The 16,998-nt window shown below is 56.9% G+C and carries 14 protein-coding genes; 3 read left to right on the plus strand and 11 right to left on the minus strand.

What is annotated here, in order from left to right; all coding sequences use genetic code 11:
* The first annotated feature begins 106 nt into the window (after positions 1-106).
* Both Poly51_RS24480 and Poly51_RS24485 read left to right on the plus strand, forming a co-directional pair.
* Positions 107-1,489, plus strand: coding sequence for a dipeptidase (locus tag Poly51_RS24480; protein WP_146461658.1), 1,383 nt, complete (start codon positions 107-109; stop codon positions 1,487-1,489).
* Positions 1,486-2,397 carry a sugar phosphate isomerase/epimerase family protein gene (locus Poly51_RS24485; RefSeq protein WP_186775780.1) on the plus strand — a complete coding sequence of 304 codons (912 nt, stop codon included), beginning with the start codon at positions 1,486-1,488 and terminating at the stop codon, positions 2,395-2,397. The genes Poly51_RS24480 and Poly51_RS24485 overlap by 4 nt, the downstream gene beginning before the upstream one ends.
* Before the next feature lie 94 nt (positions 2,398-2,491).
* On the opposite strand, the gene Poly51_RS24490 is transcribed toward Poly51_RS24485, so the two are convergent.
* The 3 genes from Poly51_RS24490 to Poly51_RS30710 form a co-directional block, all read right to left on the minus strand.
* A complete protein-coding gene (locus Poly51_RS24490; RefSeq protein ID WP_146461050.1) occupies positions 2,492-3,532 on the minus strand; it encodes a ferrochelatase in 1,041 nt (346 codons plus the stop codon).
* A gap of 65 nt (positions 3,533-3,597) precedes the next feature.
* Positions 3,598-4,674: a mannose-1-phosphate guanylyltransferase gene (locus Poly51_RS24495; RefSeq protein WP_146461052.1), complete on the minus strand. Its 1,077-nt coding sequence runs from the start codon at positions 4,672-4,674 to the stop codon at positions 3,598-3,600.
* Positions 4,675-4,751: 77 nt separating this feature from the next.
* On the minus strand, positions 4,752-4,904 hold the full coding sequence (locus Poly51_RS30710; RefSeq protein ID WP_186775781.1) for a hypothetical protein: 153 nt from the start codon (positions 4,902-4,904) through the stop codon (positions 4,752-4,754).
* 15 nt (positions 4,905-4,919) lie between these two features.
* On the opposite strand from Poly51_RS30710, the gene Poly51_RS24500 reads away from it, so the two are divergent.
* Positions 4,920-5,849, plus strand: a complete 930-nt coding sequence (locus Poly51_RS24500; RefSeq protein WP_146461053.1) for a sugar phosphate isomerase/epimerase family protein — start codon at positions 4,920-4,922, stop codon at positions 5,847-5,849.
* A gap of 96 nt (positions 5,850-5,945) precedes the next feature.
* Here Poly51_RS24500 and Poly51_RS24505 read toward each other — a convergent pair whose 3' ends face one another.
* The 8 genes from Poly51_RS24505 to Poly51_RS24540 form a co-directional block, all read right to left on the minus strand.
* On the minus strand, positions 5,946-7,295 hold the full coding sequence (locus tag Poly51_RS24505; RefSeq protein ID WP_146461054.1) for a DUF1552 domain-containing protein: 1,350 nt from the start codon (positions 7,293-7,295) through the stop codon (positions 5,946-5,948).
* Positions 7,296-7,419: 124 nt separating this feature from the next.
* Complete coding sequence (locus tag Poly51_RS24510; protein ID WP_186775782.1) at positions 7,420-9,198, minus strand: tetratricopeptide repeat protein; 1,779 nt, start codon at positions 9,196-9,198, stop codon at positions 7,420-7,422.
* Between the two features lie 286 nt (positions 9,199-9,484).
* Positions 9,485-10,804, minus strand: a complete 1,320-nt coding sequence (locus tag Poly51_RS24515) for a hypothetical protein (protein ID WP_146461058.1) — start codon at positions 10,802-10,804, stop codon at positions 9,485-9,487.
* Positions 10,801-12,126 (minus strand): B12-binding domain-containing radical SAM protein, encoded by a 1,326-nt coding sequence (locus Poly51_RS24520; protein WP_246114740.1) that lies wholly within the window; start codon positions 12,124-12,126, stop codon positions 10,801-10,803. Before Poly51_RS24520 ends, Poly51_RS24515 begins: the two co-directional genes overlap by 4 nt.
* 63 nt (positions 12,127-12,189) lie before the next feature.
* Positions 12,190-14,082: a DUF1592 domain-containing protein gene (locus tag Poly51_RS24525; RefSeq protein ID WP_146461059.1), complete on the minus strand. Its 1,893-nt coding sequence runs from the start codon at positions 14,080-14,082 to the stop codon at positions 12,190-12,192.
* 2 nt (positions 14,083-14,084) lie between these two features.
* Complete coding sequence (locus tag Poly51_RS24530) at positions 14,085-15,530, minus strand: DUF1552 domain-containing protein (RefSeq protein WP_146461060.1); 1,446 nt, start codon at positions 15,528-15,530, stop codon at positions 14,085-14,087.
* Positions 15,531-15,676: 146 nt separating this feature from the next.
* Positions 15,677-16,420, minus strand: coding sequence for a polyprenol monophosphomannose synthase (locus Poly51_RS24535; RefSeq protein ID WP_261344129.1), 744 nt, complete (start codon positions 16,418-16,420; stop codon positions 15,677-15,679).
* Positions 16,421-16,533: 113 nt separating this feature from the next.
* Positions 16,534-16,968, minus strand: coding sequence for a hypothetical protein (locus Poly51_RS24540; protein WP_146461062.1), 435 nt, complete (start codon positions 16,966-16,968; stop codon positions 16,534-16,536).
* Positions 16,969-16,998 lie beyond the last annotated feature (30 nt).

Raw genomic sequence — 16,998 nt, forward strand, 5'->3', positions numbered from 1 at the left:
TCTGAATAATCGGTGTCCGCGATCGCTGCTTCTATTGTAGCGCGGGCGGATACCAACCGGCAGTCCCAAAAATCCACGAAAAATCAAAGTTGTCCCTTTCATGTCGATGTCCTCGATTCTCAATGCCCTCGAAAAGGACTCTGACCGACACCTGGACGACCTGGTCCAATGGCTCCGTATCGCCAGCGTTAGCAGCGATTCATCTCGGAAATCCGATGTTGCACGAGCGGCGGACTGGTTGATGGACAAGTTCCGCGGCGCCGGTTTGGCAGTGGAACTGGTACCCACCCAAGGCCACCCGATGGTGATCGCCGAAACCGCTCCGGTACCTGGCGCCCCGGTGGTCGTCGTTTATGGACACTATGACGTCCAACCCGTCGAACCGCTTGACCAATGGATCAGTGACCCATTCGACCCAACCGTCCGAAACGGCAACCTTTACGCACGCGGTGCGACTGACGACAAGGGCCAAGTCCTGACGCACGTGCAAAGCGTTTGCGATTGGATCGCCAACGGCGAACCGCTTCCGATTCAAGTCAAATTCTTGATCGAAGGCGAAGAAGAAGTCGGCAGCGAGAATCTGGAACGAATGCTTCCCGACTTGGCCGATCGGATGGCGTGTGATTGTGTCGTGATCAGCGACAGCGGTCAGTACTCCGACGGCCAACCGGCAATCACGTACGGCCTGCGCGGCATTGCGACGTACGAATTGCGAATCGACGGTCCAAGCCAGGACTTGCACAGCGGATCGTTCGGCGGCGCGGTCATGAATCCGGCAATCGCAATCTGCCACGTGCTTTCATCGATGGTCGACAAGACAGGCCGGATCCAGATCCCGGGGTACTACGACGACGTCGTCGATCTCGTCGCGTCCGAACGCGAAGCATGGCAGAACCTGCCGCAAGACGAAGCCGCGTTTGCGGATTCGATCGGCGTGAAAGAACTGTTCGGCGAAACCGGGTATACCGCCGATGAAAGGCGTTGGGCTCGTCCCACGTTCGACGTCAACGGCATCACGGCGGGCCATCAAGGCGAGGGCGTGAAAACGATCATTCCCGCGACCGCGTCGGCGAAATTCAGTTTCCGATTGGTACCCAATCAAGACCCGACGAAGATCACCGCGGCGCTAGAGAAACACCTTGCCGATCACATGCCGCCAGGCGTTCGTTACCAATTGTCGCCCGACCACGGCGCGCCGGGCATGTTGGCGGACACGAATAGTCGGTACATGGCTGCGGCCAACACAGCCATCGAAATGGCCTTCGGCAAGAAGCCCGTCTTGATTCGCGAAGGCGGATCGATCCCGATCGTCACGCGATTCCAAGAGGTTCTCGGGTGCGATTGCCTGCTACTGGGATGGGGTTTGTCGGACGATAACGCACACAGTCCCAATGAAAAGTTCCGCATCGCCGATTACCATCGGGGCATTCGTGCTTCGGCTCTACTTTGGGACCAACTCGGAAAACTTCAACCTTCGGAATCCAAATGAAACGTCGTGAATTTATCCAATTGACTGCCGCGGGTTTGATGGCGACTCAGGGAACCACAACCACCTGGGGACGTGAACCGATCGAGCGGACAGGTCCGCCCCGTTTCCAACTCGGATTGGCCGCCTACTCGTTCCGCGATTATTTCGGGTTCATGAAAGGCAAGCCGCAGAAAGCCGCGCCCGGCGGCCCCGCGCTCGACATGATCGGCTTTCTTGACTACTGCGTCGCCCAGAAGATCGATGCCGCGGAATTGACCAGCTACTTTTTTCGCCCCGACCCGGATGACCAGTATTTCTTGGACATCAAACGCGAAGCCTTCATTCGCGGAGTCACGATCTCGGGAACGGCGATCGGTAACAACTTCACCGTCGGCCGAGGCCCCAAACTGGACCGTGAAGTCGAAGACGCGATTCGCTGGATCGATCGTGCGGCGATCCTGGGCGCGCCTCACATTCGCTTCTTTGCCGGCACCGCTGCTCAATTAGCGTCACACCCCGATCGCATTGTCGAAGCATCGGAAGCACTCGCGCGATGCGCCGAGTACGCGGCAACAAAGGGAATCTTTCTGGGCGTCGAAAACCACGGCAACCTGACCGGCCAACAGATGCTGGAATTGATGGAAAGGACCAACAGTCCCTGGGTCGGTATCAACTTGGACACTGGCAACTTCCTTTCGGATGACCCCTACGGCGACCTTGAAAAGTGTGTCCCCTTCGCCGTAAACGTTCAGGTCAAAGTCGCAATGCGGACGCCCGACAACCAACCCTACCCGGCCGATCTGGACCGGATCGCCAAGATCTTAGAACATGCTGGTTATCAGGGGTTCGTAATCCTAGAATTCGAAGAAGAGAATCCGTACGAACGGATCCCCAACATCATCGAAAAGTTCCGAACCGTTTTTGCGTAGTGCGAACAGCGAATAATTTCGTATCCAGCATTGGTAGTGGATTTTCATAGGCTGCTCGCCCAACACCATGTTTTCTGCCACGCCGATGCGTCGACTACGAAGCCGGCGTGGGACGTCGCGCCGGCGTGTAAGTACAGCAATCGGCCGGGCACACGTCGTGCCATGGGCCGAGCGGGCCGATGGCTTGCTTGTCATCGGTGCGGCCGAGTCGTTCTTCGACCAGCATGCGAATCATTTGCACGAACGTCGGCGACGTGCCCGCCGTCTTCGCCCGTGCCATGGCGATACCACGCTGTTCGCACAACTGGGCCGCCTCTTCATCCAGGTCGAACATGACTTCCATGTGATCGCTGACAAAACCGATCGGAACGATGACCAACGACGACAGTTTGGACGCGTCGTCGGTTTCTGCAATCGCATCCAAAACGTCCGGTTCCAACCACGGTTGTTGGGGCGGCCCGCTGCGGCTTTGAAAAACTAAACGCCAATTCGCCGCGCCGACCGCATCGGCCACCAAACGACTGGACTCTTGCAACTGTTTCAAATAGTCACAATTGTCCGCCATCCCCATCGGAATGCTGTGGGCGGTGAACATGACCAGCGTGTCGTCCGGCTTCACGTCGATCGAAGCCGCCGCCTGACGCACCGCGTCGGCCATCGTTTCGATAAAGCGAGGATGGTTGAAGCCCATGCGAACTTTCTCGACGATCGGGGCGTCTTCGCCGACCTCTTCCTGAGCCGCAATGATGTTCTCGCGATATTGGCGGCAACCGCTATAGCAACTGAACATACTGGTGAAGAATGCCAGCGCCCGCTTGCACCCGTCGTCCCTCATTTGACGAAGCGTGTCGGGAAATAACGGATCCCAATTACGGTTCGCCCAATAGACCGGCAAATCAATGTTCGCCGAGGCAAACTCAGCCTTGATTGCCGCCATCAACTCGCGGTTGTGCTGGTTGATGGGGCTGACGCCGCCGAAGTGCTTGTAGTGTTCGGCGACTTCCAACATCCGCTCGCGCGGCACGTTCTTGCCACGCAAAACATTTTCCAGAAACGGCATCACGTCGTCCTGGCCCTCGGGTCCACCAAAGGAAACGAGCAGGAATGAGTCGTAAGGCATTTCGTTGTTTGTCATGTTTGAACGCGGCTGGAGAGATCAGATGTCGAGTGAGTTACAGTTACCCGTCGTCAAGTCGCGGGCTAAAGTTTATCGCTGAAGCCCTTGTCTTCCAGAGCTTTCACCGCTTCGCGGACGCGTTCCTCGGCGTGTTTGGGCGCTACCAATGTCGCGTCCGCCGTTTGCACGATGATCAAGTCTTCCACATCGATCGTGACAATCGTGTGCCCGGGCTGCGTCATAATGATCGCGCCCTTCGTGTCGATGCCGATGTGCGAGCCGACGACGGTGTTGCCGTGCTCGTCAGGATCGTTCAACCGCGCCAGAGCTTGCCAACTGCCGACGTCATCCCAAGGAAACGGTGCTTCGATCACAACAACATTCTTGTACGTTTCCATGACCGCGTAATCGATCGAAGTTCCTTTGATCGCCGTGAATTCTCGCTCTAGCACGTCGTCGAAATCGGGACGTCCCATCGCGTCGGCAATCGCGTGCAGGTGAACGCTCATCGCCGCCGCATTCGTTTCCAGCGCGTCCAGAATGGTCGAAGCACGCCACACAAAAATACCGCTGTTCCAAAAGAACGTTCCGGCATCAACATAGGATTCTGCTGTCGCACGGTCGGGCTTTTCGCGGAACTTTTCTACCTTGTAGGCATCCACGCCATCGGCTGCGATCTTGTCAGCTCGTTGGATGTACCCGAACGACTCGGCCGGGTAACTGGGCTTGATTCCGAAAGTCACGATACGCGTGGGATCTTCGTCGATCAGCTTTTCCGCAGCCGCCAAAGCAGCCTGGAACTTCGCGTGGGAAGCAATCACGTGGTCCGACGGCATGACCACCATGGTCCCATCGGGATCCGTCCGCTTGATCATCGCGGCAGCCAAGCCCACGCACGGCGCGGTGTCCCGTTTGCAAGGTTCACCAACCACGTTGGCGGCGGGCAACTCGGGAAGTTGTTCGCGGACCGCTTCGACCAGAATTTTATTGGTGACGATCATTTGACGCTCAGGCGGGATCAGGTCGCCCAGTCGATCGACCGTCGATTGGATCATCGTACGTTGACCCGAGAGTGCCAGCAGTTGCTTCGGAACCAATTTACGACTCGCGGGCCAGAAACGAGTCCCGCTTCCCCCGGCCATGATCACAGCGTGCAACATCGAACAAGCTTCCAAACAACGGTTTCTCGGAACGTCCAGCCCGCCTTGGACGCCAATGCAGACATCCCGCGGTACAACTAGCCGAAAACCGTAACCGACGTGGTCGCCGCCGTGAAGATCCCGCAACCGGCCATGGCCGTCACAACTCGATCGCCGAGTCGTGGCTTGCGACTTGTTGCCGCCGTCGCGTCGGCATAAAACGAAGCCGTCACGCTGGCTCGCCCAATCACTTAAAAGTTGAATCCATGTTGCAACTCGGCTTTGTATCCGCCATCACCCCGGATTTGTCGCTCGAAGAAGTCTTTCGGACGGCTGCCGAGATCGGCTATGACTGTGTCGAAGTCATGTGTTGGCCGCTGGGCAAGTCGACGCGACGCTACGCCGGCGTGACTCACATCAACTTGGCCGAACTTGACGATCGCGGCATCGCCTCGATTCACGAGCTGTCCGCCAAGTACGGTGTCAGCATTTCGTCGTTGGGCTACTACCCTAACGCCCTTTCGCCCGACGCGGCCGAAGCCGAACACGCGGTCGAACACATTCGATCGGTGATCACGGCCGCGGCTTTGCTGGGTGTCGGCAACATGACAACCTTTATCGGCCGAGACTGGACCAAAAGCGTTGACGATAACTGGACTCGTTTTTTGGAAACCTGGCAGCCCATCATCCGGCACGCTGAATCCGAAAACGTCAAAGTGGGCATCGAAAACTGCCCCATGCTGTTTACCGCCGATGAATGGCCGGGCGGCAAAAACTTGGCTCACAGTCCGGCGGTCTGGGATCGAATGTTCAATGACATCCCCAGCGATCACTTCGGACTGAACTACGATCCGTCGCACCTGGTGTTTCAACACATGGACTGCATCAAACCGATGCATCAGTTCGCCGACAAGCTGTTCCACATTCACGCTAAGGACGTACGCGTGGATCACTCCATGCTCGATCAGGTCGGCATCTTGGCCCACCCGAACCTGTACCATTCACCGAAGTTGCCCGGCATGGGTGATGTGAACTGGGGACAATTCTTTTCGACCCTGACCGATACGGGTTACCGTGGCCCGGTGTGCGTCGAAGTCGAAGATCGAGCGTTCGAAAAATCGGACGAAGATCGAAAGCTAGCGCTCGTTCAAAGCCATACTTTTCTGCGCAACTTCGTACCACGCCCAATGGTTTGACCGCGAACGATGCTTTCTGTCGCAATCAGAATCCTAGCGGAAAGGCGCGAGCCGTTAACGAGTTCCGCTACGCGAATGCCACGCTGATGCAAACCGCTAGCCCAGTTGTGCAAGCGAACCGTTGCTGTCGCCAAACTTGTCGGTCTTGGCTCCCATTTGCTGCATCATCCATACGTACAGGTTGCAGAGCGGCGTCCCGTTTTCGTAGTTGATGTGGCGACCAGTCTTCAGTTTGCCGCCGGCCGCGCCTGCCAGCACGATGGGCAGGTCGTCGTGATTGTGGCGATCCCCGTCGCTGATGCCACTGCCGTATACCAACATGCAGTTGTCCAGAAGCGTGCCATTGCCCTCGGGAACCTGTTTCATACGCTCGAGCAAGTAGGCGAATCGTTCCAGGTGAAAGCGGTTGATCTTGGCGATATTGGCTTGCTTGTCTTCGCTCTTTCCATGGTGCGAAATCTCGTGGTGCCCTTCGCTGACACCGATTTCGGGATAACTGCGGTTGCTGCCCGCGTTGGTGAACATGAACGAAAGGATTCGAGTGCTGTCGGTCTGAAACGCCAACGTCACCATGTCCATCATCAGTTCGCAATGTTTACTCAGTTCCTTGGGCACACCGCTGGGCCGCGGATAGTCGGGGACTCCGTCTTCAGTCATCCGCAAGCGTTCGGTACCTCCGATGCGTTTTTCGACATCGCGAACCGAGTAGAGGTACTCGTCCAGCTTGCGTTGATCAACAGCCGGCAACGTCTTGTGTAATTGGTTCGCGTCCTCGAGCACGAAATCCAGAATGCTCTTGCGATACTTCTCGCGAACACTCTGCGCCTGTTTGGTTTCCTTGACCGATTGGCCAGCGAACAAGCGATCAAACAAAGATCCCGGATCAATTTCCTTTGCCATCGGATTGGTGGGGCCACGCCATGACATATTCGACGCGTACGCACAACTGTATCCGCTGTCGCAGTTCCCGGCTTGGGCGCTGGCTTCCAAACCCAATTCGAGTGATGCAAACCGCGTCGCGTCACCCACATACTTGGCCGTCATTTGGTCGACGGAAATTCCGTTTTCGATGTCCGCGCCATTCGTTTTACGTGGGTGGGCTCCCGTCAGGAATGCCGCAACGCTGCGCGCGTGGTCACCACCGCCGTCGCCGTGTGCCCGCGCTCCATCGAGCGTCAAGCCCGATAACACATTGATTTGACCCTGGTGATCGGAAAGCTTCGCCAGCGTGGGTGGTAAATCAAACTTGAAGCCTACTTTCTGTGGCGTCCAGTCGGGCATGTGCATGCCATTGGGCACATAGAAAAAGCCCATCCGAACGGGTGGGCCACTCTCGGGACTGGCGGCCGAAAGCAACCGCGTTGGCGACATCACGTCCAAAAATGGCAAGGCGATCGACGTCCCAATACCTCGCAAAACGGCGCGGCGAGAAAAAGAAACAGGCATCAAGAAACCTCGATCGGTAAGAACGACGAAGAGTGGCGTGCGGACAGCGAATCAATTCCAGTATAGCCCATCTGCCAACGAATCGATGATCCGATCGCGGACTGAACGAAACCCACCCACTCGGTCAGGGCAAGACAAATCGGCGGTCCAACAGGTCAGCTCGCCGGTTCAATTCAAACGCGCTTGCGGGGTCAACGTTCTCATAGAGTCTTCCCAGCGAACGGTGAGGTTTGGCATAAACGGGGTTCAACAAGATCGCTTTTTGAAGCGCGAACTCGGCCTTTTCGAACTGTCTTAGCCGACCATAGACAAGCCCCAGATTGTACCAGTCCGACGCCACGCGGCGAATGCTGACGACCCGCTCGTACCGCAACGCTGATTCCTCATTCTGACCGAACTCGTATGCGGCATCGGCAAGGATCGCGAGCGCTTCGGACCGCATGTATGCCGTGGCCTCTCCTGCCTTTTCAATAGGAGTCGCAAGGCCGACCGCCTCACGCCAAAGCAGAAGCTGACGATCGGAATCCATCTCGTCGCCCGCTTCAAGCAATTGTTCGTGGATAAGGCGAGCAAGAATGATGGCTGCCTCATTGGAGGGATTCGGCTCTTTCGAAATCGCTCGCCGCAAGTCATCCATCACCGTGGTCCAGTTTTCGGTCGTCATCACCGTTGCTGGAGCTTTGTTCAACCACCATTCGCCCATTGCAAGTGCTTCGTTCAGCTTACGGTCACTGGATTCGGGCACCGTCGAATCGAGCAAGGCTCGAGGATTCGGAAGTTGGCTATTCGCGAACTGGGCCTCGGCGATCACTTCACCGCCACCATTTAGAACATCAGTAGCCTCGTACACGGCGATTCGATGATTCGTTATGTCCGCATGCGGCACTTCACTTTCTCCACGAGGCATATGACAAGTCACGCACCTGTTGTCTGCCCGATCGATTCTATCCCGCAGGGTTACGCCGCATTCATTCTCCTGATGACACTGGACGCAGTTTTGCTCTAACCGCTTCGCACGCTTATCATCGACGGTTCCTGCTGAGGCATCTGAATGATGCGGATCGTGGCAAGTCACACAGCTCATCGTTGCCGAATTCATGTAACACGCGCTCGCTTCCAACTGCGAAAAATGTCCAACAAACGCGTTATCGCTTTCCTTGCCCACGGCATACTCGCTTTTCGTATCCGACAGCAGATTTCCGGGGCGAAAACTCCACGCGTCGGTCCCCGGTTTCTGGAGCGTCACGTCGCCTTGCAAATGACACTGGGCACAAATCGATTGAATTCGATCTCGGTCAAGGCTCGCTGGATTAACGATCATCGTGGAAGCTAGTGGGTGACCCGATTTGTCACGTTGGCGAAACAACTGCACGTGAGCGTCGCCCGGGCCATGGCATCGCTCGCACCCGATCGCCATTTCATAAACGGTGAACTTCAATTCGTTGTTGTCTTCGCGAGACAGGATTCCCGCATGGCAAAACAGACACTCGTCACTGATTTGGCGTTGAAAGTCGACCGGATCAACAATGTCGAAACCTGGCGACATCTCATACGAATGCTTCTGGGTGTAGTAGGTCAGTGGCGCCTGGACGCAACCATCCGCTTCGTTAATCAGGTACGACTTACCGAAGGCACCGCTTCCAACGACCCAATCAATCGGCTTGCTGTCGACAAGTAGTTCCTCGTTACCGATCGACAGGACGATGTCGTGGATCAGTTGGTTTCCTTGACGAGTCACCCGATGTGAACGTGAACTTCGATCGTGACGGTAACTGACATCGACCACTTCTTCGTCGAGATCCGGGAATCGCAACGAACGACTGTGGTCAGTCAACCGATAGCTTTCGTAGCGATCACGGTGACATTCGACACACTGGTCCGAGCCCGCAAATCCGTCGGGCATCTGGGGATCAAAGCGGAGCGACTTGCGATTCGGTACACTCGGTTCAGGTTCTGACGTCGTAGTTTCGGGGGGTGAAGACGATGTGTCCCGTTCTCGCGAATCGGGACTGCTTGTTCGACGCGAACAGCCGATGTCCGCAACCAAACAAATTGCAAGGCAGACAAACAAGAAAATTCGCAAAGACTGATTCGACTTCATTCGCTTTACTAATTCGGATTGGGATGAACGCGATAGTCTACCTGAATTGGCTGATGCGATCATTCGGAATCGTTTGATGGCCTATCGATCACTCCACTGCCATTTCGCCCATCGCTCTTTCCATGTCGGCGTCTCGATCGATTGCTGGTTGAAGACTCTCTTGGGCGATCGCCTGAAGCCCCTTGAGTCGTTCGGCCAACGCTTGGTCAGCGATCGGTAGGCCAGCGGTGTTTTCCAGATCTTCGATCAGGCGGCGAATGGTGTCGACATCGAGGTAAAACATCGGCTCTCGTCGCGAAAGCGTTCCTTCAGCTCCGCCCCAGTACCCGGCCTGGCGGAGAATGATCTCGTCGGCTTGAACCATCATTCGATCGACGACCCAAGACGCCGGCTGTTCGTTTCGAAGTGCCTTTGATATCTCGCCGATGCTCGGTTTCGATTCCGTCCGCATCGAATACTGGGGCTGTGGATCCCATGTCCTTGGGAAGTCGCCTTCGTTGTGCTGGTCCATCATTGCGATGGCGTCGGCGATGCTGCCGTCTAGCAGTTTCGCATCGACTTGATGAGCGAGCGAAAGTGCAGGCTGGAATCGAATCGCCCCAACAATAAGAACGCCCAACACAGCGAGGGGGATTGCCCAAGACGCGGCGCTGACGTTCGGCAGTGTTCGCGCGACACGTCGTCCGCCTCCTTTGCGCCGCATCCAGACGGTCAATGCGATTGCCGCGATCACCACCGGCAGAAACGACCACCACACCCCGCCCAAGATCACGCCTTGAAAGTCAACGATCATCTGCTGGGTCGTTGTCAGTCGAATCCCACCCATGATGGACACCATCGACATGATCGAATTGATCAACGCAAAGAACGCGATCACCATGCACGGGACCAGGATCCAGAACAGAGACACGGCGAACGGAATTCGAAATTGGATCGACGTGACGCGTGCGAACAGCAAAACTCGCCAGATCGAAACGACGGACAAAGCGGTCAGGTTGTACCGAAGCGCCGTGACTTCATCGGTCATCGATTCGACCGGCACCGCGTAGATCCAAGCCAATGGCGCCGTCAACCAGTAGCCCGTCAAGAAAACGACGGCGTGCTTCCACGGCCCTACCAATCGAATCTTGCACGCGTTCAAACCCGCCCAAAACCACAAAAATAGCACAGACGAAAGCAACAGCGACGCCGCGAATGATCCGAGCAGGTCAGCCGGTTGATGCAACAGGCTGATCCCGTCGTATTCGCGGCCCAAGGCGGCGGTGCAAACGAGGAAACCGGTAAAGAGCCATCCTCGCCGCGCATGAATCACGCGATGAATGCTTGTTCGGACACCCACCAATGCCAAAAAGACATCCCACCACTTTGCATTGTTCGATCCCGCACGCGTTTCGGAAACTTTTGTCATGTTAGCTTTCGTACAAACGAGCGAACGGATTGGATGATCTTACTCCGACGCGCGTGCATGGCTGGACGAAAGACCTGGCTGATCACGTCGGCAAACGCCGATCGCAACTCGTCGGCGGTCATCAGGTCGGGATGGTACACGACATCGAACAACGTGTAACGAGAAAAGTCGCCCTCGAGCAGACGACCGCTTTGACGAAGCGATCGGTACATCGAAGTACCTGGAAACGGAGTTTGCAGAGTCAATTGAACTTCGCCGAAGGGAGCTGTTTCCAAAAAGTCGCCCAGACGTTCGATCGACTGACGTGTTTCGCCATCGGCGCCGACGATGAAGCACGCGTTGACGACAATGCCGGCTTCTTGGATCGCAAGGGCGGCGTCCACCATCCGTTGAAAACCGGCCGTTTTTCGGCCCATACCCGGGTATCGAAAGACGGTTGATTCCAAGCCGATCAAAATTTGCCGGCACCCGCTCCTGGCAATCGCCTTTAACAGTTCGGGCCGGTCGGCGATTCGCCAATCCGATTCGGTAAACCATTTCGCACGGGCACGTCGAAGCGATTCCAGCATGGGGCCGTGATCGCGATCGGATGCGAATGTGTTGTCATCCGCCAACTCGATCCACGGCCGCATATGATTCGCCGTAATAGCTTCGACCTCGAGTTCGATCTGACGATCCGACTTTGTCCTGGGCGGACCTAGCATACGACTGGCCGCACAAAAGCTGCACGCCCAAGGACAGCCTCGCATTGTTTGCATCGCATATCGCGGCGGTGTTGCATCGCCCAACAGACTCCAATCGGGAACCGGTGACTCAGTCATCGCGATGGGTTCGTCCGCCCGCACAAATTGCTTCAGCCGTCCTTCACGCCAATCGCTTAGCAACTTTGGAAAGATTCGTTCTCCGTCACCGACGGCAACCGCGTCGAAGTGATCAACGCATGTTTCGGGCGCGGCGGTGGCGTGCAGACCTCCAATCACGGTCGTCACCGATCGAGAACGAAGCCGGTTGCTAAGAAGGGCGGCTCGATTGACCGCAGGCGTCAAAGAAGAAAAAGCAACGACATCGGGATTCGTAGCCATGATCTGTTCAAGTGTCTGGTCCAGCGGCAGTCCGCCGTCATCCTGGACCAGCGAAACGTCCCAGCCATCGCCGACCGTCGCAGCAAGCGTCAACAGCCCCAGTGGCGGCAGTGAGGCAATCGCGTTGGCCCGCTTTCGCAGACCGGGGAAGCTCAATCCACGACGGAGCAGGTCGGGGTCAACCACACGCAACCCGCTCATCGAAACGAGCGTCAATCGACGGACACGATCACTACGCACTCAAATTCTCTCGACAGCAGAACGGTGGCAAAACGATTCAAAGAGCCTTTGAACGACTCAGCGTTAAAAGGCAGGATCGGATCGGTGCGTGAACGGGAAACTCTTGACGATCGCGATCACGAGGGATGAGAACCGATCGTCGTTCGCTTCAAGCGATTCCAACGCGTCATCGATGACGCAGGGATCGACTTCGCGATGGCCGCGGCCGAGTGCATAGATCAACAGGTTCTCGGCGAGCGTTTTTGCAAAGTCTTCCTTACGTGACAACAGCAAGTCCTTCAGGCCTTCGGGGCCCACAAAGACGCCCGACTTCGGCAACTCGCCCGATGCGTCAATCGGCTGTCCCGCGTCGTGGGTTCTCCAGCGACCGATCGCATCGTAATTCTCTAACGCAAAGCCGATCGGATCCATCTTCGCATGACAGGCGGCGCACTGAGGATCGGCGCGGTGCATTTCGAGCAGTTCCCGTAGCGTCAACGATTTCGTATCCGCGTCGTCGGTCACCAGGGCGGGCACATCGGGCGGAGGTGGCGGAGGCGGATCACCAAAGAACGTTCCGGCAATATAATTGCCTCGCCTGGGAACGTTTGTTCGACCCGGATCGGATTGCAACGTCAACAGAGCCGCCGATACGACCACGCCACCGCGACGTCGGTCGGGCAAGGCGACGCGATGGAAACCCGCATCGACTTGGCTAGGCAGCCCATAAAAGGACGCAAGCCGCTCGTCGACAAATGAGTAATTCGCATCGATAATTTCGGTGATCGGCCGATCTTTACGAACGATCTCGATCAAAAGCCTCTCAACTTCGCGACGCATCGACCGCCGAAGCGACACCGTTGCTTCGGGGAACAGCGTCGCGTCCACTTGGTGCGTCGACAGGCTCCGCAGTTGCAGCCACTGTGCAAAGAAACCTCGCACCAGTCCATCGGCAACGCGATTGCTCTTCAGCATTCTGCTAGCCTGACCTTGCAAAACCTCCGGTTCAAGGATCTGTCCTGATTCGGCAAGCTTGCGCAGGTCTTCGTCGGGCGGCGCTGCCCACAGGAAAAAGCTAAGCCGAGACGCGAGATCCCAGCCGTCCACCGGATACGCGGTTTCTTCGGGCTCGCCATCCGGCGGCGTTTCGATCCGCATGAAAAACCGAGGCGACATCAACACGGCGGACATCGCATTTCGCATGGCTTCGGTGTGGTCCGAAGCTTGCTCGATGGACCGCAAATAGACCTGATTGAGTCCGGCTAGGAACGCTTCGTCGGTGGGGCGGCGAAACGCGCGATCTGCAAATCGGGCAAGCAGCGTGAAGGCGGCTTTGGGCGGGGGAGTATCATCAATCCCAAAGAAATGTTCCTTGATCGTTTCGTCTGTTTCTGCGGCCAGCACAATCGCATCGGCGATCGACTCAGCGGCGACGTGGTAATGATTGACGTCGACAGGCGTCAGCCCACTTGCCGAACCGATACCGGCAAAACCAAAGCTGATAGGTTCAGGCGGAAAATCGTTGCCCGGCCGAATCGGCAGCCCCGTCAAGTCTTCGACGGCCAAGTTGTACTCGTGTCGTGTCAACCGGCGCGCGGCGGGTGTGCCGGGATCGCGCAGCGTCGTGCAATCGATTTGGCCCAGTGTAATATCCAGGAACGTGATGATCTTTTCTCGGTCGTCTGGATCGAGATGACGCGCATCTTCGGGTGGCATTTCGTTGCTGCGAAGTACGTCCGCGACGGCCTCCCATGTCTTTCGGTTGCGCAGAATCAACCGAGGATTTTCGTCCTTGCGAAGATCGACGTCGCCATGGGTTTCATCGTTGCCGTGGCATCGATAACAGTGCCGCGAAACAAGCGGTTGAATGTCGCGGTCCCACGATGGACCGGAATCACCGATGCCTTGGGCGATAGCCGATGCGGCCAAGACGACGAGTGAAGTTCCAAACGATATGGCGGCGAGCGTCCGATTCATGATCAGGTGAGCTTCGAAAATCCGTCGGTGCTGTCGCCGAACGAATCGCGGTCGATGCCGGCTGCTCGTAACATTTCTAAGTAGACGTTGCAGATCGGTGTTGGCTTGGATAACGACAAGTGCCGACCGCCCCGGAATCGGCCTCCGCCACCACCCGCAACCAAGACGGGCAAATCATCATGGTTGTGCTTGTTGCCGTCGCTAATACCGCTACCGTAAAGGAAAGCGACATTATCCAAAAGTGTCGAATCGCCTTCGTTGATTTGCGACATTCGATTCAGCATCCCCGCAAACAACGCCATGTGATGCGAATTGATGCGAACCAATTCGGCGTGTTTTGCGGCGTCGCCTTGATGGTGTGACGTCGAATGGTGCGACCCGGGGGCTTTGATTTCGGGATAGGAACGTCCCGACTTTTCGAACGAGAACATGAACGACGCTACACGCGTCGTGTCCGTTCGGAAGGCCATCGTCAAAATGTCCAGCATCAAATCGACGTGTTCCGCGTACTCCGATGGTATGCCACGTCCGTCGGGCATCACCAATTCAGGCAAGTTGTCAGCCGACTCGCCCTCGTGAAGCGCGCGATTGGCGGGGTCTTCGTTGAACGAAGTCTCGTGGTGTGATGTAGGATCATCGACATGCGTGGCAATCCGCCTTTCAATGCTTCGCAAGCCATCAAGGTATTCTTCGAGTCTCCGCTGGTCCGCGAATCCCAATTGCCGCTGCAGCGATCGCGTGTCTTCCTGGATCAAGTCCAAGATGCTGCCACGGACGGGATCGATATCCACAATCGATTCCGGAGCCGGCGGGACGTTCCAATTCGGGCTCTTGGGTTTGGAGTCCCGAAACAGCCGAGCGAACAATTCTTTGGGGTTTAGTTCCAAGGTCGCGGGCGTCGTACGACTGCGCCACGAGATGTGGGAAAGGTAGGTGCCGCTAAAACCGTGGTCGCCGCGGTGCCCGGGATCGATGCCCAACGCTAGCGAATCGATGGGAGTGCGAATTCCGATTTTTCGAGCGGCGAGCTGATCGACAGAGATGCCACCGACTTCGGGTTCTTCGGAGTGCTTGCAATGGGCGCCGACCAAAAAACCACCGCCGGCCGGCTCGTGGCCTGCCCCTTTGGCAAAACAATGCTTGGCTTCCAAGTTGCTGACGACGACGACACGATCGGCAACCCGTTCGGTCTCCAACGGGCGAAGGATGTCGGGTAAGGCACTCAAGGGGCGGTCGAAGTCGGTGCGGTCGGCATCCTCATGCACCGGATCGGGTCGCCACTGAGGCATGTGGACGCCGTTGGGAACATAGAAGTATCCCAAGCGGACGGGCGGCTTGCCCGGCGTTGCTGCGATCGCCGTCGTTCGATGCATCGCTTCCAACCACGGCAGCGCGACGGCGGCGCCCAAGCCACGCAATACGGTTCGCCGAGAGAATACAGACGACATGGACTACCTTCTTGGGATGCTTGGCCGAGACGCGAATCGCAATGAAAATTGCCGTCGGGGGACAAGGCCGCTTCGATACCGTCATTGTAGACGACAATCGAGCGCGCGTTCAAACAGCCGGTAATTTCTCGGCAACTGAGCCGTCATTAGCGACGGAACGCCAGATTCAGTATCTGCCACGTCGAACGGATCGCTTCCCGGATCGTCAACTTGCTCTCGCCCTTGGTTCGGTCGGTGAAAGTGATCGGGACTTCCGCCATCGCCGCATCCATCCGGTTCAACCGCACCAAAACTTCTTCAAGCACCGAGTACCCGTTGCTTCGCAGCGACGCCAGATCCATGCTGCCGAGCGACGAAACGCGGTAGCATCGCATCGAACCGCTACAATCTTTTACGGGCAGACGCAAACAGAGCGTTGCGAAGCGATTGACGATTCGACTCATCCACTTGCGATGGATCGGCCAGCCCACGATTTGTCCGCCGTCGATGTAGCGTGAGCCCACCACGACATCGACCGGTGGCTGCTGATCCGCGCGATCAAGCAACCGGGGCAAGTCGTCGGGGGAATGGCTGAGGTCGCCGTCTAAATTCAGAAAGAAGTCGTATTTCCCGTCCACTGCCGCTTGCATCGCTGTTCGGATCGCGCCGCCGAGGCCTCGTTCGTATCGGGTCAGCAACTTGACGTGCTTGTCCTGAGACGCCCATTGAGTCACCGCCTGCGACGTGCCATCGGACGAGTTGTCATCAACGATGAGGACGTCAGCCTCGGGCAGCACCAGTCGCAGTCGCTCGATCATCGCCGTGATGTTGCCGACTTCGTTCAACGTGCAAACGCCAACCAGCACGCGGGGAAGAACGTTGGTTTCGATCGGCGCGGCTGCTTGGTTCAATGCGTAAAACTAATCGAGTTGGGCAGTGTGAGTGACGAAGAAGCGACGCGTCGATTCTTTGTAAGGCAAAGCTTCGGGGAACCGGGCGAGCCAAACTTACCAGCGATCCCAAATTACCAGCGATCTACCGGGCGATCAAAAATCTCTTTCATGAGAATCATCTGCTGAACACCGCCGGGTCGCTGCATCGTTGAAATCAAGTCTTGAACCGTGTTTCCGGTAAACACTTTCTTCGCCTGAGCTTGGCGTGGCAACATTCCTCGGACCTGCCTCATTTTCGCGGCAGCCTCTTTTTCCATTCCCGCGGCGACACGTTTGGCTTCCTCGATTCGTTTCATTCGAACGGCGATCGAAGTGCCATCATCGTCATCGTCCACGATTTCGGCCATCAGAATCTCTTCCTGCTGCTCGCTCGCGTTACGCTCGGTGCGACTGTCCGAATACTCCGGTGTTCGCCGTACGTTACTTTCGCTTCGCGTTTGCTCGGCTGCCTTGGCTTGGCGGCGTTCGGCGGCGCGTCTTAGGAAGTCTTCGAGGTCGCCCGACATGGATGATCCATTGGAGGAAAGGATGGAGTG

This window comes from Rubripirellula tenax (genome assembly GCF_007860125.1).
Classification (GTDB): Bacteria; Planctomycetota; Planctomycetia; order Pirellulales; family Pirellulaceae; genus Rubripirellula; species Rubripirellula tenax.

Bases quoted from the DNA above. Each gene is read 5' to 3' on its own strand.
- Poly51_RS24485 (WP_186775780.1), top strand. From the start codon at position 1,486: ATGAAACGTCGTGAATTTATCCAATTGACTGCCGCGGGTTTGATGGCG.
- Poly51_RS24540 (WP_146461062.1), bottom strand. From the start codon at position 16,968: ATGTCGGGCGACCTCGAAGACTTCCTAAGACGCGCCGCCGAACGCCGC.
- Poly51_RS24500 (WP_146461053.1), top strand. From the start codon at position 4,920: ATGTTGCAACTCGGCTTTGTATCCGCCATCACCCCGGATTTGTCGCTC.
- Poly51_RS24525 (WP_146461059.1), bottom strand. From the start codon at position 14,082: ATGAATCGGACGCTCGCCGCCATATCGTTTGGAACTTCACTCGTCGTC.
- Poly51_RS24495 (WP_146461052.1), bottom strand. From the start codon at position 4,674: ATGTTGCACGCTGTGATCATGGCCGGGGGAAGCGGGACTCGTTTCTGG.
- Poly51_RS24515 (WP_146461058.1), bottom strand. From the start codon at position 10,804: ATGACAAAAGTTTCCGAAACGCGTGCGGGATCGAACAATGCAAAGTGG.
- Poly51_RS24505 (WP_146461054.1), bottom strand. From the start codon at position 7,295: ATGCCTGTTTCTTTTTCTCGCCGCGCCGTTTTGCGAGGTATTGGGACG.
- Poly51_RS24490 (WP_146461050.1), bottom strand. From the start codon at position 3,532: ATGACAAACAACGAAATGCCTTACGACTCATTCCTGCTCGTTTCCTTT.
- Poly51_RS24480 (WP_146461658.1), top strand. From the start codon at position 107: ATGTCCTCGATTCTCAATGCCCTCGAAAAGGACTCTGACCGACACCTG.
- Poly51_RS24530 (WP_146461060.1), bottom strand. From the start codon at position 15,530: ATGTCGTCTGTATTCTCTCGGCGAACCGTATTGCGTGGCTTGGGCGCC.
- Poly51_RS24510 (WP_186775782.1), bottom strand. From the start codon at position 9,198: ATGCCCGACGGATTTGCGGGCTCGGACCAGTGTGTCGAATGTCACCGT.